Here is a 23,667-nt window from a genome sequence, read left to right on the forward strand (position 1 = left end):
ATTACATACTCTGCATCTGCTTAACGGTAACACTTTGCTTAGAGTTCTTTCTTAAAGAGATGATTTTCCCTTTAGATAAGAAATGGATGTGATAGCTTTTTAAACTATTGGTTTTTGGATCAACTGTAATTTCGGCAAAGAGTGGCGTTTGCCAAAGCTCATCACTTCCTAAAGTTCCCAACCAAGCTTGGGCTTTAATTACAGCGGTAAATTCATCTTTAACTTGTAGATCGCTGATACTTAATTCACTGCACCAATGAACGGTCTTTGGAAATTCAACTTTTGAAAATTTCCAACAAATTGAAAGTGCCAAACTTGTTGCGATTCCAGCATAATCGTTGCTTTCATTATGAATGACAGGAAGTAATTGTTCTGCTAAATCACCTTCAAAAGAATCAATCATACTTTGGATTCTTCTTTTACTCGAAAGAATATAGTTCAGGCGCTTTTGTTGAGCTTGCAGTTCATTTTGAATTTCTAGAAGTTCATTTTCATTCATATATAAAGCTTTATAAGTTAGGTTAATTTCACGATAGCGCAAAAGTATATCTGATCTAATTCTCTATATTGTGAATAGTTTTTAATACAAATTTAATGGTTCTAAAAATGATCGAAACACCAAGACTGATTTTACGCCAATGGCGAGACACGGATTATTTACCTTTTGCAGAGATGAGTGCTAATCCAGAGGTTATGCGGTATTTTCCAAAAGTTTTAACGCGCGCTGAAAGCGATGTATATATAGATAAATTAAAGGCAATTATTGAAAAACAGGGTTGGGGCTTTTGGGCAGTAGAATTAAAACAGACTCAACAATTGATAGGCTTGGTAGGATTACATGATCAACCCACACAGTTTTCATTTTCGCCTTGTGTTGAAATTGGCTGGCGCTTAGATCAACCATTTTGGGGCAAAGGTTATGCAAAAGAAGCAGCAAATGCAGCCTTAGATTTTGCTTTTAATCATTTGCAGCTTGAAACTGTTGTGTCTTTTACCACTTTAGAAAATCTGCGATCACAAGCGCTTATGCAAAGCTTAGGGATGAGGAAATTAGTAGAATTTCAACATCCTGCTCTAGCTAAAGATCATCCATTAAGTTGGCATGTATTGTATGAGATTCAGCAGTCTGATCGTATCAAGTAATTTAGTTGTGTTATGCATTTATATGATTTTTATATATGAAAATTCAAATGGTTATTAATCAGCAATAAATTTGAATCATCCTGTATCCCATTTGTTTCAATTTGCAGCAAACACGATAACTGTAGGCAGAATCTTGTATAACTGTAATTGAAATCAACGACAGCTTTTACGAAATAACAAGAGGAAGAAGACATGAGTAATGACAAAATTGATCAGTTAAAACAGTTCGCAGCAAAAGATTTAGAGCAAACCAAAGCAGACTTTCAGCAGGCTAAAGATAAAGTCAGCGAGCTTGGAAGTGACATCAAACAAAAAGGTCAGGAAACTGTAGAGGATGTAAAAAACTTCGCAGCGAAAGATATTGATCAAACTAAAGCTGATTTACAGCAAGCTAAAGATAAAGCCAATGAGTTGAAGCAAAAAGGCGAGCAAGCTTTAGATGATTTAAAGACCAATGCAAGCGATCAATACGGTGAAAGTAAAGCTGCATTATCAGCTAAAGCAGATGAGTTAAAAGAAAAACTGGCGGATACTCAACATGCTGCCAAAGAGAAATTAGATCACTTAAAAGAAGAGGCAACGCATAAATTAGAAGATGCAAAAGCCAAAGCAGTTGAGTTAAAAGAGGAGGCAGCTGCAAAATTTGATGATCTGAAAGCTCAAGCTAGCAGCAAGTTAGATGATTTAAAGAAAGCTGCCACTGATACGATCAATAAATTCAAAGGTTAATCACGATAAAGCTTTAACAATCGACGCTGATAGACAAAGATAAATTGCGACATAAAATTGAGCAATTACGGTCTTTGATATGAGCGTCGAATCTTCAATACTGCTAAACTAACCACATTCAGTGAGTATGATCAGTTTTTGGAGTACAAAATGTCGTGGCTTTCTTCCTTAAAATCCGTTTTTTCGCCTGCGCAAGAAGTGAAGGAAGATGAAATCCAAACAGTCCTTCAAAATTATATTCTTCCAAACTCTGAAAATGCCTTGAAAGATCGTATCAGCCAAGTCAATGTTCAAGGTCGCATCCTACAGCTCACGATCAATACATTTCCTGAAGAAAAAGATCATTTACAACAAATCCATGATGAACTTGCAGATGCCTTAGAAAAGTGTGGTATCCAAGAACTCAATCTGCATATTATTCAGCAGAAACATGCTGCCCATGGCGAGGCGGGACATAGTTGTTCATCTAAGCCAAAAGCACAAAACACCAACCTTCCTCCAGTAATGGATGCATCTCCGAAAGCTGAAGCAGACCCAAATAATCCTCCGATTGAGAAAGCTGCGCCACAACAACGAGATGTTGCTCCACATCCACGTATTCAAAACGTAATCTTGGTTTCATCGGGTAAAGGTGGTGTAGGTAAATCAACCACAACTGTGAATCTTGCGCTCGCATTGCAAAAACTCGGTTTAAAAGTTGGGGTGTTGGATGCAGATATCTATGGTCCGAGTATTCCAACTATGTTGGGCAATGCTGGTCACACACCTCAGATTGAAAATGAACATTTTGTTCCTTTAGATGCTTATGGTATGGCCGTGATTTCAATCGGTCATTTGATTGGTGCGCATAACACTCCTGTAGCATGGCGTGGCCCTAAAGCCACTGGCGCATTGATGCAGTTATTTAATCAAACTCTGTGGCCAGATTTGGATGTATTGGTTATCGACATGCCACCAGGTACTGGCGATATTCAATTAACGCTTGCACAGCGTATCCCAGTGACTGGTGCGGTAATTGTTACTACACCGCAAAATGTAGCCTTAATGGATGCTGTAAAAGGGATTGAATTATTTAATAAAGTGAATATTCCTGTACTCGGTGTGATTGAGAATATGTCAACACATGTTTGTTCTAACTGTGGACATGAAGAGCAAATATTTGGTACGGGTGGTGGTGATCAGCTTTCTGAACAATATGACATACCTTTACTAGGTCGTTTACCTTTAGATGCAAAAATCCGAGAGAATGCCGATAATGGTAAACCAAGTGTCATCGCACAAGATGTCGCTTCTGAAAGCTATATCAATATTGCGGAAAGTGTCTTAAAACAGCTGGAAAAACTTCCAAAACGTCAGAGAGATGACAAGCGCATTTTCTAACCGATGGTTATTTTTAAGTTCGGCCCAACATTTCGTTGGGCTTTTCTTTGTTTAATGTTTTAAATATATCGTTTGGTAAAATATGGCATGAGAGTTGCTTCATCACTATTTTATTTTCGAGTGATGATATGAAGTCCGTCAAAAGAGCTGTAAGTATTCTGGGATTGTGTAGTGCATTTTTACTGAGTGCTTGTAATGGTGATGATTCTCCAAAAGAGACAGAGCAATTAGAAACTAAATTACAACCCATCGTGATCCAAGGTGCTTTACCTGTCGAATCTGAACGTATGGCATCAAAATTAGATAACGTCAGTGTTGAAACAGTGGGTGGATGGAAGTTTTGGAAAGGAACTTATAAAGGTTATCCAGTGATCGTGTCCAAAACACGTATGGGCATGAGTAATTCTGCCGCAGCTACAGCACTTGCAATTGAGCGATATCAACCCATTGCAATTATTAACCAAGGTACATCAGGCGGGCATGATCCTGCTTTAAACGTGTTTGATATTGTATTAGGTAAATACACGACAAATATTGGAGCGTTTAGAACACCAAGATTACCGATAGGGAGTGGTTCAAATTCATTGGCATGGACTGAGGCATTTGATGTGTTACCAGAAGATGAGTCTGACCCTGAACCGATTGCGATACGCAAATTTGAAGGTGATCAACAGTTACTGATCGCTGCACATAAAGCAAAAACTTCTTATAGCAAAGGGAATGTGGTTGAGGGAACGATTGGTTCAGCAGATGTTTGGAATAATGAGCTGGATCGAATCCAGTTTTTCCATACTAATTATCAAACTTCTGTAGAGGAGATGGAGGCAGCTTCCGTCGCACAGATTGCACAACAGTTTAATGTTCCATTTTTAGGTATAAGAATTTTATCTAATAATATCACCAATAATGGTGCATATAATCCTGCTACGGGTGAGGCATGTCAGGACTATGTGCTTGATGTGGTTGAACAATACATGAAAAAACAATTGGATAAAAACTAAAGACCTAGAAGAAATCAGCTACATGATTTCTTCTTGATTATTTTGAATTCTATTTTTCCAACTTTTTATAACAAACCAGCGCCATAAGAGGTGAGTTGCACAATAAAACAATAAAGCAAACAGAATGGCTTCTATGACTAAACCTGAAATTAAGATTTTTGCCAGACTCAAGTCGATATGTCCATGTCCAAAGTTTTTTAACCAATTGATGATTTGATGTAGCACACCCAATAACATCTCTTGATCAATCATATTGACATGATAAATCTTAGTACCAAACCAAAAGCCTAAATAAAGTATAGGAACTACAGTGAGAGGATTGGTCAGCCATGCCATACACAGCCCAATTGGCAAATTAACCTCAAACCATAGGATTGTCAGAATAATAAATAAACTATGGAAAGGTACAGGTAATATGCCCCAAAAGGTACCAATAAACATCGCTTTGGCAATAGAGTGACGATTCACATACCAAAGTAAAGGATTTAAGGTACTTTGCCCAAAAATGCGCATAAACTTGAGTTGAGCAACTTTCTCTGATGAAGGAAGCCACTTATGAAAAAATTGCTTAGGCATAAAATATTGGCGAGTAGAAGAATGAAAATAGTGTGATCAACTGATTATAAAATACCACTTTTTGCTTAGGCTTAGCTTAAATTTCATGCTAAATCTTAATCTAATCAGTAAGATGTTATTCAAAAATTCACGGTAATCGTACTTTAAATATACATAGATATCTAGGTGACTGTTCAGTAGTGAGCTACTTGAAATTTATAAAGATGAAATAAAATAAATAGTTAAATAATTGTAGTGAAATTAACGTTATAAGTGCTTACAGTTATTTTTTTGCTATAAAATTGTAATTGAATTAATCTCAGAGAATCCTTTAGTGAGGTCATTCAATGATTTCATGGTTTTTCATTGGTTTAGTTATAACCATATTATTTACTCCTGGCCCAACCAACACATTATTGGCATCATCTGGTGTACAGGTTGGTGTACGCAAATCACTTTTACTTATTCCAGCTGAAGCATTGGGTTATATCGTTGCTATAACAGCTTGGGGTATGTTGATTGGCAAAGTATCAACAGCTTTACCATTACTTCCCACCTTTTTAAAATTAATGAGCGCTGGCTATATTTTGTATTTGGCGATTAAGCTTTGGCGTACAGCGAATCAACAAGTGGCATTAAATCAACCAACTATTCGCCCACGTGAATTATTGTTTGCTACGCTTTTAAATCCTAAAGCGTTGTTGTTTGCTTCTGCTATTTTTCCAGCAGTTGCATGGAAGAGCCAAGATATCTACTTAGCGCATATGAGTGCTTTTGTTGGTTTGATTCTGCCGATTGCTCTGTTTTGGATTTCTGTCGGAGACATGTTGGCGACCAATAAGGTTAAATGGCTTTCACAATCAAAATTACAACGTACAGCATCTGTTGTGCTTATTAGTTTTTCAATCCCGATCAGCTATTCTGCATTAATCAATTTATAAAGTATCTCTGCTATTCTGCCTATCAGGATAGCAGTCTTATTTTCATTAATGATGATTTACGTTAAAGTACCTGCCAATCATTAATTTAGATTTTGGAAAAAAGTCATGGCAATAAAATCTGATCGTTGGATTCGTGAAATGAGCGAAAAACACGGCATGATTGAACCTTATGCAGAGAATCAAGTTCGTTATGGTGAAAATGGCGAAAAGTTGATTTCTTATGGGGTGTCGAGCTATGGCTATGATGTTCGATGCGCACGTGAATTCAAAGTATTTACCAACGTTCATTCAGCGATTGTTGATCCTAAAAACTTTGACGATAAAAGCTTTATTGATATTGAATCGGATGTGTGCATTATTCCACCCAACTCATTTGCCTTGGCACGCACAGTCGAATATTTTCGTATTCCACGCAATGTGTTGACCATTTGCTTAGGTAAATCGACCTATGCACGTTGCGGTATCATCGTAAATGTAACACCGCTTGAACCAGAGTGGGAAGGACACGTCACGCTCGAATTTTCTAACACTACCAACTTGCCGGCACGTATTTATGCGGGTGAAGGCGTGGCGCAAATGCTGTTTTTTGAAAGTGATGAAGTCTGCGAAACCTCTTACAAAGACCGTGGCGGAAAGTATCAAGGGCAAACTGGAGTCACCTTGCCGAAGGCTTAAAAAAGCGTGCTTTATTACAAAAATAAGCATTGGTTTTAAACCGAATGATAAAACAACTTAATTTGAAAAAAGTATCAGAAAAATCACCGGCAATATGCACAAGTAAAAATATCGATGACTGAGGTGTCACTCACCTCATTCATCGGAAAAAATGTAGCCAATTGCCAGTTTTCTTTGCATTTGAGTATTTATTCGGCATAATGAAAAATGAATTTAAGTGGGCGAAATTTGCCTAAACTTTAAGCGATGCTTGGAAGCACATCTTTTTAGATAAATCGCTCGAAAGGATTGAAAAAAATAACGCTGATGCGGAGCATCGTGTAACAGGAAGGTCAAGATGACTATACTTCATACGGTATCATTTCAAAGAACTGTTTTAGCAACTATGGTTGGTTTATGTTTAAGCCAGTCAGTTTTTGCTTTTGAAAGTCTTGAGCAGTTAGACGACTCTGCATTGAGCCAAGCCACAGGTGAGGGGATTGCCTTATTACCTGAAAACTTTAGCATGGTGTTGCAGGGTGCAAATGACGACCCAGCAACATGGGCGGCAGCACCAGGCGACCGCACGCAAGACACGGGTTATATTCGCGCCATACCTGTTGGGCCTTTAACGCCAGAAGCACAAGCTGCCGGTGCGGGTAAGGCAGATTTGTATTTATATGGTTTGGGTATTTCTCAGTCCAAGCGTGCCTATGGCGCAGCGCGTGATGCCACCGATTATGGAACACGATTTAATCCAAACAACCCAATTACCTCATGGGGTAGTGCAGAAAACCCTTGGCTGTTGAAAGTTACTACAGAAAACAATGTTCCAAACTTTTCGGCAACTTCACCGAAAGATACCGGCAATGGCGCAGTCAGTTATTTAACCTTAGAAACACCTTTGTACCATAAAGATACTGATAGTGACTTTCTTAATGGTAATCAGGGGATTGCAAATTTAAGTCCAGCATTGCAATCTGCTTATAACTTAAAGCTGGGTTTGTGGGCAGACGCTTTTGTCCGTGACCCGAAGGTGATGGAAAACCTAACTGCAACAGGGACTCAATTTGACTTAGGTGGCGCAGGGCGTGCCAATCGTATGCGTGCGCAGGTCATTTGGGATGGTTTGGGTATAAATGGTACCAACCTTAAGTTCTTCCAAACTTTGGGTGGCGCTGTGAATGGCGGTACTTATAACGCTCAAAATTTAAAAGACGCTGCTAGCCCTATTCCAACCAACTTTGGATTAAGCACGAGCTACAACCATACCTTGGGTGTGGCGGGTGTGATTCGGTTGAACAGTGGTGATGCACAAAACCTAGCAGCGACATACACGGCAGCAACACGTTACTACGGTGGTACGACTGCGCGCACAAATGGTGTGGTGGTAGGCGCATACACTGGTGGTGGTGATACGACTTATGCGTTGACAGATAATCAAGGTTATGGAGCTGTGACTACAGGTGGGGGGTGTGATTTAGGCTTCCAGGTAGAGGTTTGTGAGTATCGATTTCGTTCAAGAAATGTGACAGATGTGATTGGTAACTGGACATGGACTGCACCAGCTGTGTCGAGTGTAATGCGACTCAGCACCAAAGAAACAACAAATACGGCGCTATTGGGCACACCTGCGATTAATGGTGGGGCTGCCCCGACGTTCGATAGCACCGAAGGTTTGTATCTCTATAATCCGAACATCAACCTAGTGCTGGGTTCGTTGTATCAGCCGTTGACCTTTGGTGTGGCGCCAGATGGCAAAAACCTAGTCATTGAACTGGCACGCATACCCAATAAAGAAAGTATTTATAAAAAAATCTATACCAATTATGATAACTCGAATGTAGCAACCAATGGTGGCTATACCGGTTCAACTTGTAATATTTACCAATGTGGTACCAATAGTACAACAGAGTATCAAGGTAACAACGCCACCCATAGTAGTATTACCATTGGTTCAACCTTATACGACTCTGCAACCAATAGTCTAAGTGCGCGTAAAGACAACGGCGCGGTGGGGGTGTCTTTTGGACCGTTGGGGAACAATTCTGGCAGTGCATCTTATCGTGGTTATACTCAGTATCAGGATCAACAACGTAGAACGCGAGAACGAAACTACAACTGGACCGATACCTATGAAGTGTATGATGTTGACAGGGATTTTTGTGGGAATAATGCATTGCAAATCAATTGTTATTCGAGAACGTTTGATCCTTATCTAGGTACGAGAAACTGTAATCCATCTGGCGGAGCTGGTTATAATACATGTGCACGTACGCTTCAACTGGGTTATGGTACGGATGCCTATGGTACGACGATCACGGCATCGGTTGCTGTGGATGCCAATGGTTTAAACTGGATACGCAGTACACAATGTTCTAGCTCTACTTTAGGAGTGTGTACTGGTACTTCGACCACGAATGTAGGGCCTGTGCAAACTGTAAAAGGTTCGCATTTGGACTGGGAGTATCGTACAGGGGGGAATGCCGATATAGGCACAGGTTGGAATGCAGGAAATACTTATGATGATACTACTGGAACGAATGGTATTCGGTATAACTTAAATGCCAGTGCCGATTTGCGTGATTCAGGGGGGCGTAATGTTAAAACTGAAAATTTAAGTTGGACGCAGGCCGGACCTAATTGGTCGCCAGCTACTGCCAAGTCATTGGCAGTGGTTGGTCAACCTTTGGATAACATTCAAAGTAACCCAACCAACTCTTTTACCATGTCGCCACTAAATAACTTTGGTTCAGTCGCTATTGACGGCTTACTCATCAACCACATGAAAATCACCACCAAAGGTCTATAAGGAGCACAACATGAAAAAAATAATTCTTTGTGCTGCATTGTTGGCAAGTGTGTTTGCTGTGGCGCATGCAGAACTTGAGCCTATGAAAAATGTAGACTTACAAGCAGTAGATGGTCAAGCCTCTGCTGCAACCATAGACTGGTTGCTCAGTCTGAATCAGGTGCGTACCCCCAACCCAAGTTTCCCAAGCGACCGTAGCAGGGACTTGTTTGTGTTTGATAGCACTGCCTGTTCCGACTTGCGCTTTTGTCGCTTTGCAATGGCGGCAAACAACCGCTATGACAACGGTTCGTATATAGATGCCACTGGTACTATTCGTAAACCAGATGGTAGTGCGGGTACTGCGGCAGATTTGGGTAAAAAACAATGGGTGGTGTTTAAGGGTATGCAAGGCACCATTCATATACAAAATATGCAAATAGACGGCGCAGACCTTTTGTATAGCGATGATAGTAATGCCGAGCAAATTAAAGCGGCGTTACAACTGACCTTTGATGCAGCACACCCAATCCGCATACGCAACTTTGGTTTTAATGCGGTGTCGATAGAAACCGATACCGTTGCTAACGAAGGTGCGGGTAATGTGCCGGGTTATTTAGCAATGGGCAGTGGTGGTGCGGGTGCGACAGCCTATGCAAATGGTGTGTACACCAATACCACAAATAAATTTGACCAAGGACGTGAAACTGGTTTTACAGGGCTCAGCATGAATGGCAACTTGGCATTGCAAGGTACGCTAAAAGTATTTAGCTGCGATACCTCGATGAAGCGTTGCTAATTCAATAAGGTTCATGGAGGAATATATGCAGCACAACAATAAGAAAGCACCGCCAACCCTACGTTTAACCGTGTTGGCAATGAGCCTGTGTGCGGTCAATATGTCGGCACATGCCTTGCAGGCGATGGATGAAAGCGCCCTGCGTGCGGTAAATGCCCAAGATGGTTTAATGCTAGACACCCAGTATGACAGTCTGAATATTGATAAGCTTTACTGGGAAGATAAAACAGGTGTTGGCGCTGACGACACGGCAGTGCGTGCTTACGCCAATAATATTGCCATTACCGGCTCTAACTTGGGTACCACCTATAAAATAAACGCAGGTTCACACACCGGCACAGGCAAGGCGGGGCTCGACTTTAGTATTGAGTCGCGTTATGGCACGGTCAGTGCAGACTCATTTGCGTTGTGCGATGGCGCAGGCGATAACTGCGGCGATAGTATAGGTGGTTTAACCGTTCAGTCTACTGAAAATGCGGTACTACATTTTATTACCAGAGATGGTTTGTTTAGCCCAACCAGTTTGTCTAGTGCGGAAATTTCACTGAAACGTGTCAACATATTTTTAACCCAATTGCAACGTGCAGGGCTGCAAAACCAACTGATTTTTAAAGACTTTAACTTTAACTTTAAAGGTCAGGGTTATATGTATGTAGACCCTACTGCAGGTTTAATTATTAAAACCGGTACAGATGGTTATGGTACCTTAGACCGAGTTTGTGAACTGAACACCGACTGTTCTGGTGGTTTAACCGCAGCAAACTCTAAGCCGGGTTTAAATATTGATATTGTCACCCGTAGTGGTGCAAGTGATTTTGATATTACCCCAAGCGCAACGAACCAACCCAAAGGCATGATTCGCGTTGGTGCTTCGGGCTATTTGCCAAGTGGCGAAATTAGTATTCGTGGTACCGACGGTCGAGGGGCTGCGGGCGATGCAATTTTAGGCAAGGCGTATTCAGCATCTGATGTTGCTGGCACGGCAAATATTATGGGCAGTACAGGGCTTGCTATGCGTGTGCAAGCCAAATTTAGTAATGCCAATACTGTACCGTCAGGTCAAACACCTACAACCTTAGAGCTTGGGCACGGTGGTAACAATGCCTATGCATTGTCATTTAGTAACTTTACCCCACTGTTGGTACGCAAACAAAATGGCGGTGGTGCGCTCAATACTGAATTGGCTTATTTTGACTCGGGCAATGTGTACGTAAACCTTGCCAACACCAAGCGTATGTTATTGCAACAAAATACAGTGCTCGATGCTGCGCCGTTTCTAACGGGTAAATTGACCCAATCAAGTGATTATTCGCAGCAAATTCATGCGAGTGCAACAAATCCAAACTCGGTGATTATTGCTGCGCGTGGTACAGAGTTTCAGGCACTTTCACGTGCAACGTCATTTATTGCCAGTCCAGATGTGGTTGGGGCGGATAGACCAGATTCAGCCAATCAGGGAACATGGGGCTTAGGCTTGCCGTTTTATAATTTAAACACCAATTTGGCAATTTACGGCACCAAGTTTAGCGGTAAACCGTATGGTACTGCTGCTGGTGCTGGTACTGCTGCTGCTGTGACCGACTCACAGCGTCTTGGTTTTGCATTGGCAATGTCTACACAAGGTGTAAGTGCAGATGGCAGCAAAACCACTTCAATCATGCTTATTGATGGTAAAAAATATGGTTCAGCACTTGGGGCAAATGGCTTACGTGTTGAAGACTCAGTAAATGGCGATCCAATTAACTACTACATGGGTATTCGTAATATCGACATGCTGCTAACAGGTCGCGGCAGTATTGGTATGGAAAACGGCAACATCAATATAGATATTCCACAGTTTATGCTTGCAGCCGCAGGCGAGGTGGCGGTGGGATATTTACCGGGTTCGCAATACAAAACACATGGCAAAGGTTATGCACCGATTGATGGTTTTTTGAGCGTTAAAGATGTATTATTTGGTTTGCGGTTACGCATGGCGGGTAGTGTAGATATGAGTATGATCCCCGGTGGTAATACTTTAGCCGATAACTATATACAGTTTTTGGGTAATATGAATTTAACCAATGGTGCTGTGCAAATTGTAGATGCAGTAGATGGTTCAATTATTGGTTTAGATGATATGTCAGGTCGCATAGCCTTTAATAATGACATTAAAATTCATAAAGATAGCGTGAACTTTAACACTCAGTTCAACATTAACCCAAATAAAACCAACACAGACGTGTTGCGTATTAAAAGTTTAAACCTATACCCATCTACAGGCAGTGGTACTGTCGGTCCAGCACAGCGCTTAGGTGAAATGGTATTTACGGGTGGCCGTATTACCAGTCAGTTTAATATTACCCCGCACTAAGCCGGCATAGGAGATAAATAAGTGAAAGGAATGAATTATTTAGCAATTGCTATGCTGAGCGTCATCAATGCAACCGTGGGCGCAGTAAGCACAGCAGCCAATGGACTGGAAGTGTTGAACGATCAGGAACTGTCCGCAGAAACTGGGCAAGCCTTATTTAATTTGGCCTATACCGCGCCCAACGACTCAGCAAACTTAATGACTGGGAAAACCATTGCCGGTGCATCAGTAGGCAACGTCGGGTTTTATAAACTGGGTATGGAAGCCGAAATAGAGCTCAATGCCAATATTAAAAAACTACAACTTGGTTGTGGTGGGGTTAATGGTGCAGGTGGGTGTGATGTTGAAATCAATAATCTTGCAATCTCTGGACTACCCAATAGTTATGATAGCACTACAGGCGCTCCTATTTATAGCTCGACAGGTGGGAGACCCGCAACCAGTGCCAAACTGGTGAATCCATTTGTTGAGTTTGCAATTAAAAACCCTGATACCGCTTCAACACGTGAGGTGATTGGGTTTCGCTCCAGTGCCGAAAAGATTTATGGGTTATTGACGGCCGGAACCGATAACCTTAGTTATGCCAGTAATGACGGAATTCAAAGTTTAAGTGGTTTTATGCGAATAGCGGGTACTAGTGGTTCAGTTGATACCAAACAAACATTGTTTGGTAAGACGCAAGATCAGATTTTGGGTGGTGATGTACAAGGTAATGGAAAAAATAATTTGGAAGTTAACTTCATTGGGACGCATAAGCGCATTATTACCAGTGACCCAACCAGTGTGGATACTTTCGGGATTACTGTACCTGCGCTAAGCAATGTTGCATTCACTACGCCTGATTTCCAAGTGAATGGTAAGCGGAAAACGGGTGCGGCGATTCAAGGGATCTCTTTAAAATTGGCTGAAATTCCCCTAGGTGTAGTGGCGAATGGCGCAGGTGGATTTACCAATATTGGCGCTAAGAATCAGTTATTCGTTAAAATGGATTCTGCTATTTTAGGTCTGGTGAATGATTCTAAATTTGCTGTGGGTGAAGGATCTAGAGTACAGAACTTGAATTTAAGTGTTAATTTTATACAGTCACTTAGCATGATCCATAATATTCCACTCAATGGTACAGGCGGATATTTGGCGTTACAAAGACAACAGATAATTTGGCCAGGCAACTATATCTCCCCTTTTGATGCAGGCATAAATGAGTTGAATAATATGACGAGGAGTGATGTTGCACAATCGGGCTGGTGGATGTCTTTTGCTGACCCTGTGCAGTTGGGGGAGTTACGGTCGACCGAAGCAGTGGATATTAGTGCGGCATTACCACAAGTGGCAAAAGCGGCAAGTGTATGGTTGCAAGATAATCCCGTTGTATTGGGTAGTGAGGCTGCTGGTGCATTGTTTGGTGCCGTAATCAGTAAGCCATTAGATATTGATTTGGAGAAATATACAAATCCTAATGCAGTAGGTGGTGCTGTCCCTGGTGCCGCACCTATTCAGGTAAACTTGCAGAACGTTCAGTTGGCAAACCAAAAGGTAATTTCAAACTGCTACGGTACTTTAAAGTTTTGCTAAGCGTTGCGGTATGAGAAAGCAGCTTCGGCTGCTTTTTTTTGTGAAGGTTTTTATGAAAAATTGCGACTATTTTTAAGTCTTCCCAAACATGGGAATATTTAAAGGGAAAGCGCGTTATTACACAATTATCGTTGCTTAAGTGCGTGTAGCATCGTTGAGTAGTCGGCACTGCCGTAGTTTTAACTGTGGTAGTAAAATAATTTTTACACAAAAAGCCCGTTTTTTCATGCGTACATCACAACCGTTTGTCTTTTTTACATTGCCATTCATTGGAACTATGCTACATTACAGCTCATATTTTAAACATTTGTCTATGGATTAGGGCAATGCTAAAAAACAAAAAACTAGGATGTTTATCGCTTTTATTGCTCTCCCCTATGGCGATGGCAATGCAACCACTTGACGATCAAAGCCTTTCAGCAACGACAGGGCAAGACGGTATTTCAGTCGGCGTTAATCTTGCCAAGGTTAATTTTAACCAAGCTGCGATTATTGACACAGATGGTTTTACAACAACCGCTTTGGGTTCTACCGTAGCCTTAACATCTAAAGCGGCCTTAGTCATGGCGGCTAGCCAAGGTGCGGCATCGCCAACCATTGGTGTCGACTTTGTGCAAACTTTCAATGCCGATGGCAGCATTGTGCATAATCCAGCTCAGCTGTTAAACATGAGCATTGACTCCGACGCAGGGGCAGCTAATGGCGGGGCATTTGCCAATATCGCATTGTCTTTAGGCAATGGGGTAAACGGTATGCGTATTCGCCCATTTTCAGTTTATTTAGCACCAGACCGTTATGATGCAAATACTGAAAACCATGCCATTTCCTCCTTAGTGGGTTCAACGTACACGCAGCAATCAATTTTTAGTACTGGTACGACACTCAAGTCTCCGAACATTAAAGAATTATTACGTGTGAGCAATAATATAGACATTAAATTTGTCAGTAATAATAAACCGACGATGAATTTGCAATTAGGTGCTTCTCCGCAAGGGCACATGGTGATGTTTGGTGGCGCAATTGACTCTATTTGTGCGCCATCGGACACCCAAGCGGATGGTTGTTCATTCAATTTAGTGTCTGGTGCAACTGGCGCTAAGTTTGATTTGCAAATGACGAGTACAGATGACAATGGCTTCTCTTTGAATGGCTTCTATGCAGGTATTGAAGCTGGCGCAGGTAGTATTCCTGGCGCTGTGGTATTTGGTAATACAGGCACTTCAGATAAACTAAATTTGAACTTAAATAATGTTTTGTTAGGAGATGCTGATGCTGCAAATGCCAACGTTTTTAATGGTTTAAATAACGGTTCTTTAGGTAATATTGGTGCAGTCGGTATTTCGGCAACCAACTTAAAAATGCGTGTCAGTGGTATGTAAGTGTGTACAACAAGTTTTCCAAGCGACTGCGGTCGCTTTTTTTTATACTGAAAAAATGCTATACGTGCTAGCTAAGCGTATCCATTTTATAGGAAAAGGCTATGGTACTTGCCAAAAAATATAATTTGATGAGTGAGCAAGCGTATTTGGACGGAGAGCTGCTGTCAGACATTCGCCATGAATATATTGAGGGTGAAGTCTACGCCATGGTCGGGGCGCATAAGTACCACAATCAAATTGTGATGACGGTTTCCAATGTCTTCTATAATCATTTATTGGGAAAACCCTGCCAACCTTACGCATCGGATATGAAAGTAAAAATAGATCGCAAATATTTTTATCCAGATGTCATGGTGGACTGTAGTCAGGTCGATGCAGACTACTACATTGAACAACCCAGTATTATTGTAGAAGTGTTGTCTAAATCGACCCGACAACATGACAAAACCGTTAAGCGCTTGGCGTATTTTCAAATTGCCAGTTTAAAAGAATATGTGCTGATTGAACAAGATTTTGTCGAAATCGAGTTCTGGTCACGCGATGAAAATAACTATTGGCAACAGTCGGTTTATTATTTAGGCGATGATATTACCTTTCATTCAATTGATTTAACTGTTTCAGTTGAGGATATTTACCGTCAGGTTAAAAATGAAGATATGCTAGAATGGTGGGAAAAGAAAGCCCAGCAGCAACTTGATCTGCATAATTAGCGAGTTAAATTTTTTAAAATTTCATCCAATTGTTTTAGTTTTTTTACCTGATCCCAAAGCTCTTGGGCCTCTGGATAGGCTTTGGTCATCATACCTAACCATTGTTTATAACGACCGATCATTCCAATTTCAGTTTTGAATTGTCCGCTTAAAAAACGTTGTTGTAATACGACCAAATCTTGCCATGTTAAAATCGCTTGGTTGCTATTCTCACGGATACAGAGTGTCAAATCTGGAGTTGTAACAGCGCCACGTCCTATCATCAAATCTTGGCAATTTGATTGTTCTAAACATGCTTTGGCATCAGCATTATTCCAGATTTCACCATTGGCAATTACATTGATTTTCAATGCTTCAGTAATCGGCTGGATTTTTTCCCAATAGGCAGGAGGTGTATAGCCATCGGCTTTTGTTCGAGCATGAACTGTGAGCCAACTAGCACCGGCATCTTCAATAGCATGTGCATTATCGAGTGTATGGTTTTCATCTAAATAGCCGAGTCGCATTTTTGCTGAAACTGGAATATGTTTAGGTACAGCATCACGAACAGCTTTGACTAAGAGATGTACCGTTTCAGGTTCATCTAATAAAACTGAACCGCCGCGATGGCGATTGACTGTTTTAGCTGGACATCCAAAATTTAGATCAATTGCAGGAGCACCGAGTTCAACGACTTTAGCAGCATTGGCTGCGAGCATTTCAGGATTATTTCCTAAAAATTGAACATGTACTGGTGTTCCAGCAGCTGTTTTACCATCAGTTTTTAGTTCAGGACAAAAACTGTAATAAATATGGTCAGGCAAAATGCTGTCAGTAATACGGATAAACTCAGTCACACACCAATCAAAACGACCAACATGAGTGAGGACATCACGCATAATTGGATCTGTTAGACCTTCCATAGGGGCGAGTGCGAGTTTCACAATGCATTACCTAGTTAAACAAAAACTGGTTTATACGCATTTTAATAGAAGCTGTCTAGTTTTTATTGGGACAGTTAAATTAACGCCCTAGTATCATTTCTAAAACAAATTTACTGCCAATAAATCCGATTGCTAGTAATACGAATCCTGTAATTGTAAATCGAATCGCTTTACGTCCACGCCAACCAAATTTGTAATGTCCGATTAGTAAAGCTCCATATAAAAACCAAGAAATAATACTAAATGCAGTTTTGTGAGCGAGGTGTTGAGCAAAGAAATTATCAATGGTAAAGAAACCAAAGATTAGTGCAGCGGTGAGTAAACCAAACCCAGTAATAATTAAATCAAAAAGTAAGGATTCCATCACTTGAAAAGGAGGGAGCAGGTTGACCCAAATACGTTTTTTTTGTTTTTTCTTGAGTTCTCTGTCTTGAAACCATAATAGAACTGCTTGAATGGTTGCCATTAACAGAACCGCATAAGCGGACAAAGACAAAATAATATGGGTATCTAAACCGACTCCATGATGTTCAATGGTTTGATTGGATTGGCTCAAAGAAAACCCTAGGATTAGTCCAATCGCAGCAACAGGAATGCCGATTAAATTTAGAGGTAATATTGGGCGAATCAGACTTAAAATTAAACTTAGGCTTAACATCAGTCCAGAGGTAAAGGAAATGAGATTAAATACATCATAATTTACCCCTAACGGTGTGATCATATCCTGTGACAGGACAAGACCATGAAGTATCAATCCTAATACAACAATAAGACCATAACACCAAAGATTTGGAGTACGTTTTGACATTAAATGGATAAACAGATACCAGAATGAACTGGTATATGAGACAAGTGCCAAAATTGTGTAAACCAAGGGGAGACTGATCATGTCAAACCTTTTTTAGGGGGATGAATAATATTCACCATATAAGATATAAATTCGCTTCGAACTACAGTATCCTATAGCATCTTATGCATAAATTTTCTATTTTAAGAAAGATTTTTTTGCAACTAGCCATTTTAAGCGGATTTCGCAATGTTTGATACCTTAACAGAACGACTCACACAGAGTTTAAGAAATGTTACTGGCTCAGGGCAGCTGACCGAAGACAATATTAAAGATACCTTACGTGAAGTACGTATGGCACTTCTTGAAGCCGATGTGGCGTTACCTGTAACTCGTGAATTTATCGCGAAGGTGAAGGAAGAAGCACTTGGTCAAGAAGTAATGACTCAGCTTTCTCCAGGTCAGGCATTTGTAAAAATTGTCTATGATGAACTCACCAAAATGATGGGTGAGGCAAATGAGACTCTTGATTTAAGCGCAAAACCACCGGTTGTGGTCCTTCTTGCTGGTTTGCAAGGTGCTGGTAAAACCACGACGGCTGCAAAATTAGCGCGTTTCCTCAAAGAGCGCCAAAAGAAAAAAGTAATGACTGTTTCTGCCGACGTGTATCGACCAGCAGCGATTAAGCAGTTAGAAACAGTATCAAATGAAGTCGGTGTTGGTTTTATTCCATCACAAGCGTCAGAAAAACCAATTGATATTGTCAATCGTGCGATTGAGCAAGCAAAAATTCAATTTGCTGACGTTTTGATTGTCGATACGGCAGGTCGTCTACATGTTGATGAAGACATGATGGATGAGATCAAAGAATTACATGCTGCTGTGAAGCCGACCGAGACTTTGTTCGTCGTTGACGCGATGACAGGTCAAGATGCTGCCAATACAGCAAAAGCTTTTAATGATGCTTTGGCTTTAACTGGTGTGATTCTTACTAAAACTGATGGTGATGCACGCGGTGGTGCTGCACTTTCTGTTCGTGCCATCACGGGTAAGCCGATCAAGTTCTTGGGTATTGGTGAGAAACTAGATGCGCTTGAGCCATTCCACCCAGATCGTGTTGCACAACGTATCTTGGGCATGGGTGATGTCCTTTCTTTAGTCGAAGAAGTTGAACGTAAGATCGACAAAGAAAAAGCCGAAAAAATGGCGAAAAAATTGCAAAAAGGCGGTACCTTCAACTTTGAAGATATGCTGATGCAATTTGAGCAAATGAGTAAAATGGGCGGCATGATGGGCTTCTTGGACAAGTTGCCCGGTATGAGTAATGCGGGCATTCAGGATGCAATTGAAAAAGCTAATCCTGAAAAGCAAGTTAAGCGTATGGAAGCGATTATTCAGTCGATGACGATTAAAGAACGTCGTAATCCTGATTTAATTAATCCAAGCCGTAAAAAACGTATTGCTGCTGGTTGTGGTATGGATGTTGCTGAAGTAAATAAATTGATCAAGCAACAAGCACAAATGGCGAAGATGATGAAGAAATTTGCGAATCCATCAGGCATGAGCAAAATGTTGAAATCATTGGGCAATATGCAGAAACAATTCGGTGGTGGTGGCGGTATGGGGCCATTATTTGGTAACAACGATACCAAAAAATAATAAATAAAAGCCCATACTTTCATTAGAAGGCGCATTAGCGCCTTTTTTATTAACTGATGGTTGGTGTATAAAAAAGTTAGTGTATAAAAATAGTACAAAATTAAACACTAAACGTTTAGTAAAAATTAGATAATAAAAATTAAATATATGATTTTATTGATAAATGTAAACTATGTCACAAGATATGAAAAATAAGGTTTTTATTTTGCATTGTGAAAATGCAAATCCAGAACAGCATTGGTATACCTGGTTAGAGCAACAACTAAAAAGCATTGGTATCGCTGCTGAAAGAGTTGTTCTGGCTGATTCAAGTCATCCTGATGCGGAGGTTTGGCAAACTTGCTTAGAGGCTCAATTAAATACTATTAATCAACAAAGTATCTTGGTTGCACATGGATTATCTTGTCTAGCGGCAGCGAGATATCTGGCTGATAAGCTCAAAGGGACATCTATTAAGGCAGCATTATTTTTAGCAGGTTTTAACGAAACAATTCCGCAACATCCAGAATGGAATCAATTTATTCAAGAAAATCGTTTCGATAGCAAATACCTTCGAACGAATATCCTTCGACGTATCGTGTTTTTTCAAGTAATGATCCTGTCGTGCCTGTGCCATACACATTCAAATTTGCACATTATATTAATGCACAATTGATTGAAGTAAGCCAAGCAGGACATTTTTGTGAGGATGATGGCTATCGTGAATTTGAACATTTATTTAAGGTAATTCAAACATTAGTAGCAGCAGAGTTGACCTGAACATAATGTTTTAAGCCTTTTAAAAGTAAATCCGATTCGATTTGTGGTTGATAATGCTTTAAAAATTTTTCAAACAAATTGGCATCACCACCTGTGAGTACGAGCTTTCTTGGCGATTGCTGCATGATTTGATGAATCGTGCTAATCAAGCCCAAGAGAATGCCATGATGAACAGCATCAACGGTGTTATGTCCTGGATCTAGATTATCAAAGGCAGAATCTGGAATTTTGATACCCTTAGTGTTTTGAATCAGGGAGTCACGCTGTAAGTACAGATTAGGTAAAATATATCCACCTAGATGTTGGAAACCATCAATAAGATCAATAGTTAAAGCCGTTCCACATCCAATCACACAATAACTCTCATTCGGTTTAGCGGTTGCTAATACTTGCAACCATCGGTCTATTCCTAACTGACTTGGAACATCGTAGCCACATCGTAATCCAGCATATTCAGTATGTACTTTGGCAAAAATGACGGGTATTTCTAAAATATCTAGGATTGTTTTAATACGATGATTATTTTCACTGTCAAGAACAGAAGATACCCCAACGTGAGTAATGTTCTGATAACGAAAATGTTGAATAAGTCCTAACAACAAGTCGGCAGGCGATTGGAGATGTAATTCAGCAGCATGCTCAATAATTTGATCTTGCTGTGTAATCCAATATTTTAAACGAGTATTACCAATATCAAGCCATAAACTTTTCATCGCATTGTGATCCCTTAGTTAGATGCAAGACGTAAACGACCTTGATAGAACTGTTGTGTTTGATCTGATTTGATTATAACGGCACCATCATTCGAAATCCCTTGGAACTGACCATAGGTTTTACCTAGTGCATGTTCAAATTCTACAAATTCATTGATCCAAATCGCATGATGATTAAATCGTTCAGCTAGATTATAGCTACCATGTTCGAACCATTGAGCTGCTTGTTGAATCGCAACATATAATTCAGCAATAAGCTGAAATCGTTCAAGTTGCTGTAGTCCTAAATGATGTAGTGATGTAATGGATTGATCTGCATCTTCCACATTAGGGGTGTTAATATTAATACCTACACCGACAATCGCTTGATTTGCAGAAAGTGGTTCAACTAAGATCCCACCCCATTTCCCTTGTGAACTGTATAAATCATTTGGCCATTTGACGTTTAATGATAAGTTACGTAAGCATGGGATCTGTAAAATATTCAATGCAACTTCAAGTGCAAGTCGCCCATCAAGTGCTGTATTGGTTTGAATCAGTGTGCTTAAATAAACATTCCCATCAGGGGAAACCCATTCACGTTGGTGTTGACCACGTCCTTTGGTTTGTTGCGCGCTACACACAAGACCTGTTGTCATGCCTTTTTGAGCAAGCTCACGCATATCATCATTAGTAGATGTCGTTGTGGTTTTGAATAACACCACTTCTGGATATTGATTCTTTGCATTTAAGAGTTGCTGTAACTGGCGTGTTGCGAAATCATCCATCATTTTTTACAAGTAGAGTGGTCATGTATTCATGGAGTTAATCATATATTTGCTCATTGGTGCAATTGCTGGATTCACCGCAGGATTGTTTGGTGTTGGTGGTGGATTAATAATTGTTCCAATTTTATTTATTGTATTCACTCAGCTGAATTATGATCCTAATGTCATTATGCACATAGCTGTAGGTACATCACTTGCAACCATAGTTGTTACCTCAATCAGCTCAGTCATGGCGCATCATAAAAAAGGCGCAGTGCTATGGTCGGTATTTAAGAATCTAGCTCCAGGATTGATATTAGGCTCTTTTTTTGGGGCGGGAATTGCTGATCTCATGTCAGGACAACATTTACAGTTAGTGATTGGCATTTTTGCAGTGTGGATGGCTTATAAAATGTTTAGAGGAGCGCATGCACAGATTGATCCTAATAAGCATTTACCTTCAGCACCTCTACAATTTGCAGCAGGGGGCGGAATTGGTATCGCATCCGCGATTTTTGGTATTGGGGGCGGGAGTTTAACGGTTCCTTATTTCAATCGACATGGTGTAGTGATGCAACAAGCTGTAGCAACATCTGCAGCCTGTGGTTTACCAATCGCTTTAGCAGGTGCGATTGGATTTATGTGGTTTGGTGCAAAAGAACAGATTGATGTTCCCAATACGATTGGCTATGTACATGTATATGCTTTTCTGGGGATCAGTGTGATGAGTTTTATTACTGCCAAAGTTGGTGCTAGGGTAGCACATCGACTATCAGCAGCGATGCTGAAGAAGTGTTTTGCAGGATTATTGGTTTTTGTTGGAAGCTACTTTATTTACAAAGGTTTAATTTAGTTCTTAATTTAATGCAATCATTACTATTAAGTTGATTTAATAGGCTGTTTTGTTCTAAAAGTGCACGTCATGTTGTTGACGTGCAACGACTGAAAAGAAAGGACTTTTTAGTCTAAAGATGGTGATCTTCGTTTGGAAATTAAGTTATGAACAATAAGGTTGTTTGCTTGTAATTACTTTTTCATTGGATAAACGAACTAGGATGCTAGAATTTTAAATGAGACATATTTTGCATAAATAAAATTTATGAGAATAATATCAATAAAAAATCAATTAGAAAAAATGTTTCAGATATTCGGTTGATGCTGAGTAGAGTATCTAAATAATTGATCTTTAAATTATAAAAATAGATTATTAAGTCAAATTTAAAGGTGAAATAGTGTCTAAAAGTAGTGATTGGCTTAAAAAGCAATGAAATTGTCAGACAATGATATAGAATTTATAAGGTCAGATCAGTTAAAACAAAAAAGCGCAAACAGCATTGGAAAATGCGTATAACAAAGATAGCGAGGGGCTCATGAATCTCGAAGAGGCGGATAGTCTTTCTGAACAGATTGCAAAATATATTAGTGAACAAATAATTAGTGGTGAGCTTGTCGAGGGTGAACGCATTCAAGAATTGCGCATTGCTAAAGAATTAGATGTCAGTCGTGGCTCTGTCCGTGAAGCATTGTTATTACTAGAGCGTACATATTTGATCGAGATTTTTCCACGTCGTGGGGCGATTGTTTCTGAAATGTCTGCTCAGCAAGTCAAAGCTTTGTTTGATACCAATGTGATGGTTCTTGGGCATATTGTGCAGCGTATTAGTGAAACTTGGCGAGTAAATGAAGCTGAGCAACTACAAGAGTTATTGGATCAACTTGTCGAGTTTGTTCGTGCTGGTGATATAGAGAAATTCTATGATGCTATTTTTAAATATCTAGCAGAACAACATGAGATGGTGGCTAATCCTTACATGATGCAATTTTATAAGGAATTGTTGCCATCACTACGTCGTAGCTATTTTTTAACCTTAAATACATCGCGTCGAGAACTACAAGAATCATTTACCTTGTTTAAGTTAGTGATTGATGCAATTTTGATCCGAAAATCACAACAAGCTGCTTTATTTATGGAAGATTTTTGTCGACACTTGAGCAACCTTGTGTTGGAATCTCTAACACGAATGAAACAGATTGAATTGGCTTGGGCGAGACGCTCACGCCGTTAGTTAGGGC

21 protein-coding genes and 1 pseudogene are annotated in these 23,667 nt (G+C 40.1%); 16 read left to right on the plus strand and 6 right to left on the minus strand.

From position 1 onward, the window contains the following. Nucleotide 1 precedes the first annotated feature (1 nt). On the minus strand, nt 2-499 hold the full coding sequence (locus R2H34_RS04370) for a hypothetical protein (protein ID WP_034602660.1): 498 nt from the start codon (nt 497-499) through the stop codon (nt 2-4). Nucleotides 500-606: 107 nt separating this feature from the next. On the opposite strand from R2H34_RS04370, the gene R2H34_RS04375 reads away from it, so the two are divergent. From R2H34_RS04375 to R2H34_RS04390, 4 genes are all read left to right on the plus strand, one after another. After that, entirely contained in the window at nt 607-1,143 is a 537-nt protein-coding gene (locus R2H34_RS04375) for a GNAT family N-acetyltransferase (RefSeq protein ID WP_087539829.1), read from the plus strand. 192 nt (nt 1,144-1,335) lie between these two features. Continuing rightward, on the plus strand, nt 1,336-1,872 hold the full coding sequence (locus R2H34_RS04380) for a hypothetical protein (RefSeq protein WP_087539831.1): 537 nt from the start codon (nt 1,336-1,338) through the stop codon (nt 1,870-1,872). A 150-nt stretch (nt 1,873-2,022) separates the two neighbouring features. After that, nucleotides 2,023-3,252, plus strand: a complete 1,230-nt coding sequence (gene apbC, locus R2H34_RS04385; protein ID WP_087539832.1) for an iron-sulfur cluster carrier protein ApbC — start codon at nt 2,023-2,025, stop codon at nt 3,250-3,252. A gap of 128 nt (nt 3,253-3,380) precedes the next feature. Then, entirely contained in the window at nt 3,381-4,253 is an 873-nt protein-coding gene (locus tag R2H34_RS04390; RefSeq protein ID WP_042891388.1) for a 5'-methylthioadenosine/S-adenosylhomocysteine nucleosidase, read from the plus strand. Nucleotides 4,254-4,271: 18 nt separating this feature from the next. Here R2H34_RS04390 and R2H34_RS04395 read toward each other — a convergent pair whose 3' ends face one another. After that, on the minus strand, nt 4,272-4,829 hold the full coding sequence (locus R2H34_RS04395; RefSeq protein WP_042891389.1) for a DUF2062 domain-containing protein: 558 nt from the start codon (nt 4,827-4,829) through the stop codon (nt 4,272-4,274). Nucleotides 4,830-5,155: 326 nt separating this feature from the next. Here R2H34_RS04395 and R2H34_RS04400 point away from each other — a divergent pair, with 326 nt between their 5' ends. From R2H34_RS04400 to R2H34_RS04435, 8 genes are all read left to right on the plus strand, one after another. Continuing rightward, entirely contained in the window at nt 5,156-5,749 is a 594-nt protein-coding gene (locus R2H34_RS04400; RefSeq protein WP_042891390.1) for a LysE family translocator, read from the plus strand. A 105-nt stretch (nt 5,750-5,854) separates the two neighbouring features. Further along, nucleotides 5,855-6,424 (plus strand): dCTP deaminase, encoded by a 570-nt coding sequence (gene dcd, locus R2H34_RS04405; RefSeq protein WP_042891391.1) that lies wholly within the window; start codon nt 5,855-5,857, stop codon nt 6,422-6,424. 337 nt (nt 6,425-6,761) lie between these two features. After that, nucleotides 6,762-9,215: a hypothetical protein gene (locus R2H34_RS04410; protein WP_052417818.1), complete on the plus strand. Its 2,454-nt coding sequence runs from the start codon at nt 6,762-6,764 to the stop codon at nt 9,213-9,215. Nucleotides 9,216-9,225: 10 nt separating this feature from the next. Next, a complete protein-coding gene (locus tag R2H34_RS04415; protein WP_042891392.1) occupies nt 9,226-9,993 on the plus strand; it encodes a hypothetical protein in 768 nt (255 codons plus the stop codon). A 25-nt stretch (nt 9,994-10,018) separates the two neighbouring features. Further along, nucleotides 10,019-12,346: a DUF6160 family protein gene (locus R2H34_RS04420; protein ID WP_042891394.1), complete on the plus strand. Its 2,328-nt coding sequence runs from the start codon at nt 10,019-10,021 to the stop codon at nt 12,344-12,346. Between the two features lie 30 nt (nt 12,347-12,376). Beyond that, nucleotides 12,377-13,918: a hypothetical protein gene (locus tag R2H34_RS04425; protein ID WP_212771816.1), complete on the plus strand. Its 1,542-nt coding sequence runs from the start codon at nt 12,377-12,379 to the stop codon at nt 13,916-13,918. 326 nt (nt 13,919-14,244) lie between these two features. Further along, entirely contained in the window at nt 14,245-15,297 is a 1,053-nt protein-coding gene (locus R2H34_RS04430) for a DUF6160 family protein (protein WP_087539834.1), read from the plus strand. A 101-nt stretch (nt 15,298-15,398) separates the two neighbouring features. Then, nucleotides 15,399-16,007 (plus strand): Uma2 family endonuclease, encoded by a 609-nt coding sequence (locus R2H34_RS04435; protein ID WP_042891395.1) that lies wholly within the window; start codon nt 15,399-15,401, stop codon nt 16,005-16,007. Here R2H34_RS04435 and R2H34_RS04440 read toward each other — a convergent pair. Further along, nucleotides 16,004-16,930, minus strand: coding sequence for a tRNA dihydrouridine synthase (locus R2H34_RS04440; protein ID WP_080747894.1), 927 nt, complete (start codon nt 16,928-16,930; stop codon nt 16,004-16,006). The two genes, R2H34_RS04435 and R2H34_RS04440, sit on opposite strands and share 4 nt — an antisense overlap. A gap of 79 nt (nt 16,931-17,009) precedes the next feature. Next, nucleotides 17,010-17,819 (minus strand): inner membrane protein YpjD, encoded by an 810-nt coding sequence (locus R2H34_RS04445; protein WP_005403133.1) that lies wholly within the window; start codon nt 17,817-17,819, stop codon nt 17,010-17,012. A 147-nt stretch (nt 17,820-17,966) separates the two neighbouring features. On the opposite strand from R2H34_RS04445, the gene ffh reads away from it, so the two are divergent. Then, the gene (gene ffh / locus R2H34_RS04450; RefSeq protein ID WP_004914148.1) at nt 17,967-19,376 is read left to right on the plus strand and encodes a signal recognition particle protein; all 1,410 of its coding nucleotides are present in this window, start codon (nt 17,967-17,969) and stop codon (nt 19,374-19,376) included. A gap of 172 nt (nt 19,377-19,548) precedes the next feature. Further along, a pseudogene (locus R2H34_RS04455) lies at nt 19,549-20,135 on the plus strand (RBBP9/YdeN family alpha/beta hydrolase). Here R2H34_RS04455 and R2H34_RS04460 read toward each other — a convergent pair. Together R2H34_RS04460 and R2H34_RS04465 are read right to left on the minus strand one after the other, a co-directional pair. Further along, nucleotides 20,105-20,848, minus strand: coding sequence for a pantothenate kinase (locus R2H34_RS04460; RefSeq protein WP_004960213.1), 744 nt, complete (start codon nt 20,846-20,848; stop codon nt 20,105-20,107). The pseudogene R2H34_RS04455 and the gene R2H34_RS04460 sit on opposite strands and share 31 nt — an antisense overlap. Nucleotides 20,849-20,862: 14 nt before the next feature. Then, nucleotides 20,863-21,615 carry a biotin--[acetyl-CoA-carboxylase] ligase gene (locus R2H34_RS04465; protein ID WP_171065676.1) on the minus strand — a complete coding sequence of 251 codons (753 nt, stop codon included), beginning with the start codon at nt 21,613-21,615 and terminating at the stop codon, nt 20,863-20,865. A gap of 31 nt (nt 21,616-21,646) precedes the next feature. Between R2H34_RS04465 and R2H34_RS04470 the strand changes: the two genes are divergently transcribed. Then, on the plus strand, nt 21,647-22,447 hold the full coding sequence (locus R2H34_RS04470) for a sulfite exporter TauE/SafE family protein (protein WP_042891400.1): 801 nt from the start codon (nt 21,647-21,649) through the stop codon (nt 22,445-22,447). A gap of 517 nt (nt 22,448-22,964) precedes the next feature. Beyond that, nucleotides 22,965-23,660, plus strand: a complete 696-nt coding sequence (locus R2H34_RS04475; protein WP_004914133.1) for a GntR family transcriptional regulator — start codon at nt 22,965-22,967, stop codon at nt 23,658-23,660. The last annotated feature ends 7 nt before the right edge of the window (nt 23,661-23,667 follow it).

This window comes from Acinetobacter sp. 16, from assembly GCF_033439925.1.
GTDB lineage: Bacteria > Pseudomonadota > Gammaproteobacteria > Pseudomonadales > Moraxellaceae > Acinetobacter > Acinetobacter junii.

Coding starts and splice junctions, on each gene's coding strand:
- ffh (WP_004914148.1), top strand. CDS start 17,967: ATGTTTGATACCTTAACAGAACGACTCACACAGAGTTTAAGAAATGTT.
- R2H34_RS04445 (WP_005403133.1), bottom strand. CDS start 17,819: ATGATCAGTCTCCCCTTGGTTTACACAATTTTGGCACTTGTCTCATAT.
- R2H34_RS04435 (WP_042891395.1), top strand. CDS start 15,399: ATGGTACTTGCCAAAAAATATAATTTGATGAGTGAGCAAGCGTATTTG.
- R2H34_RS04460 (WP_004960213.1), bottom strand. CDS start 20,848: ATGAAAAGTTTATGGCTTGATATTGGTAATACTCGTTTAAAATATTGG.
- R2H34_RS04380 (WP_087539831.1), top strand. CDS start 1,336: ATGAGTAATGACAAAATTGATCAGTTAAAACAGTTCGCAGCAAAAGAT.
- R2H34_RS04475 (WP_004914133.1), top strand. CDS start 22,965: ATGAATCTCGAAGAGGCGGATAGTCTTTCTGAACAGATTGCAAAATAT.
- R2H34_RS04465 (WP_171065676.1), bottom strand. CDS start 21,615: ATGGATGATTTCGCAACACGCCAGTTACAGCAACTCTTAAATGCAAAG.
- dcd (WP_042891391.1), top strand. CDS start 5,855: ATGGCAATAAAATCTGATCGTTGGATTCGTGAAATGAGCGAAAAACAC.
- R2H34_RS04420 (WP_042891394.1), top strand. CDS start 10,019: ATGCAGCACAACAATAAGAAAGCACCGCCAACCCTACGTTTAACCGTG.
- R2H34_RS04370 (WP_034602660.1), bottom strand. CDS start 499: ATGAATGAAAATGAACTTCTAGAAATTCAAAATGAACTGCAAGCTCAA.
- R2H34_RS04400 (WP_042891390.1), top strand. CDS start 5,156: ATGATTTCATGGTTTTTCATTGGTTTAGTTATAACCATATTATTTACT.
- R2H34_RS04410 (WP_052417818.1), top strand. CDS start 6,762: ATGACTATACTTCATACGGTATCATTTCAAAGAACTGTTTTAGCAACT.
- R2H34_RS04375 (WP_087539829.1), top strand. CDS start 607: ATGATCGAAACACCAAGACTGATTTTACGCCAATGGCGAGACACGGAT.
- R2H34_RS04430 (WP_087539834.1), top strand. CDS start 14,245: ATGCTAAAAAACAAAAAACTAGGATGTTTATCGCTTTTATTGCTCTCC.
- R2H34_RS04390 (WP_042891388.1), top strand. CDS start 3,381: ATGAAGTCCGTCAAAAGAGCTGTAAGTATTCTGGGATTGTGTAGTGCA.
- R2H34_RS04470 (WP_042891400.1), top strand. CDS start 21,647: ATGGAGTTAATCATATATTTGCTCATTGGTGCAATTGCTGGATTCACC.
- apbC (WP_087539832.1), top strand. CDS start 2,023: ATGTCGTGGCTTTCTTCCTTAAAATCCGTTTTTTCGCCTGCGCAAGAA.
- R2H34_RS04425 (WP_212771816.1), top strand. CDS start 12,377: ATGAATTATTTAGCAATTGCTATGCTGAGCGTCATCAATGCAACCGTG.
- R2H34_RS04415 (WP_042891392.1), top strand. CDS start 9,226: ATGAAAAAAATAATTCTTTGTGCTGCATTGTTGGCAAGTGTGTTTGCT.
- R2H34_RS04395 (WP_042891389.1), bottom strand. CDS start 4,829: ATGCCTAAGCAATTTTTTCATAAGTGGCTTCCTTCATCAGAGAAAGTT.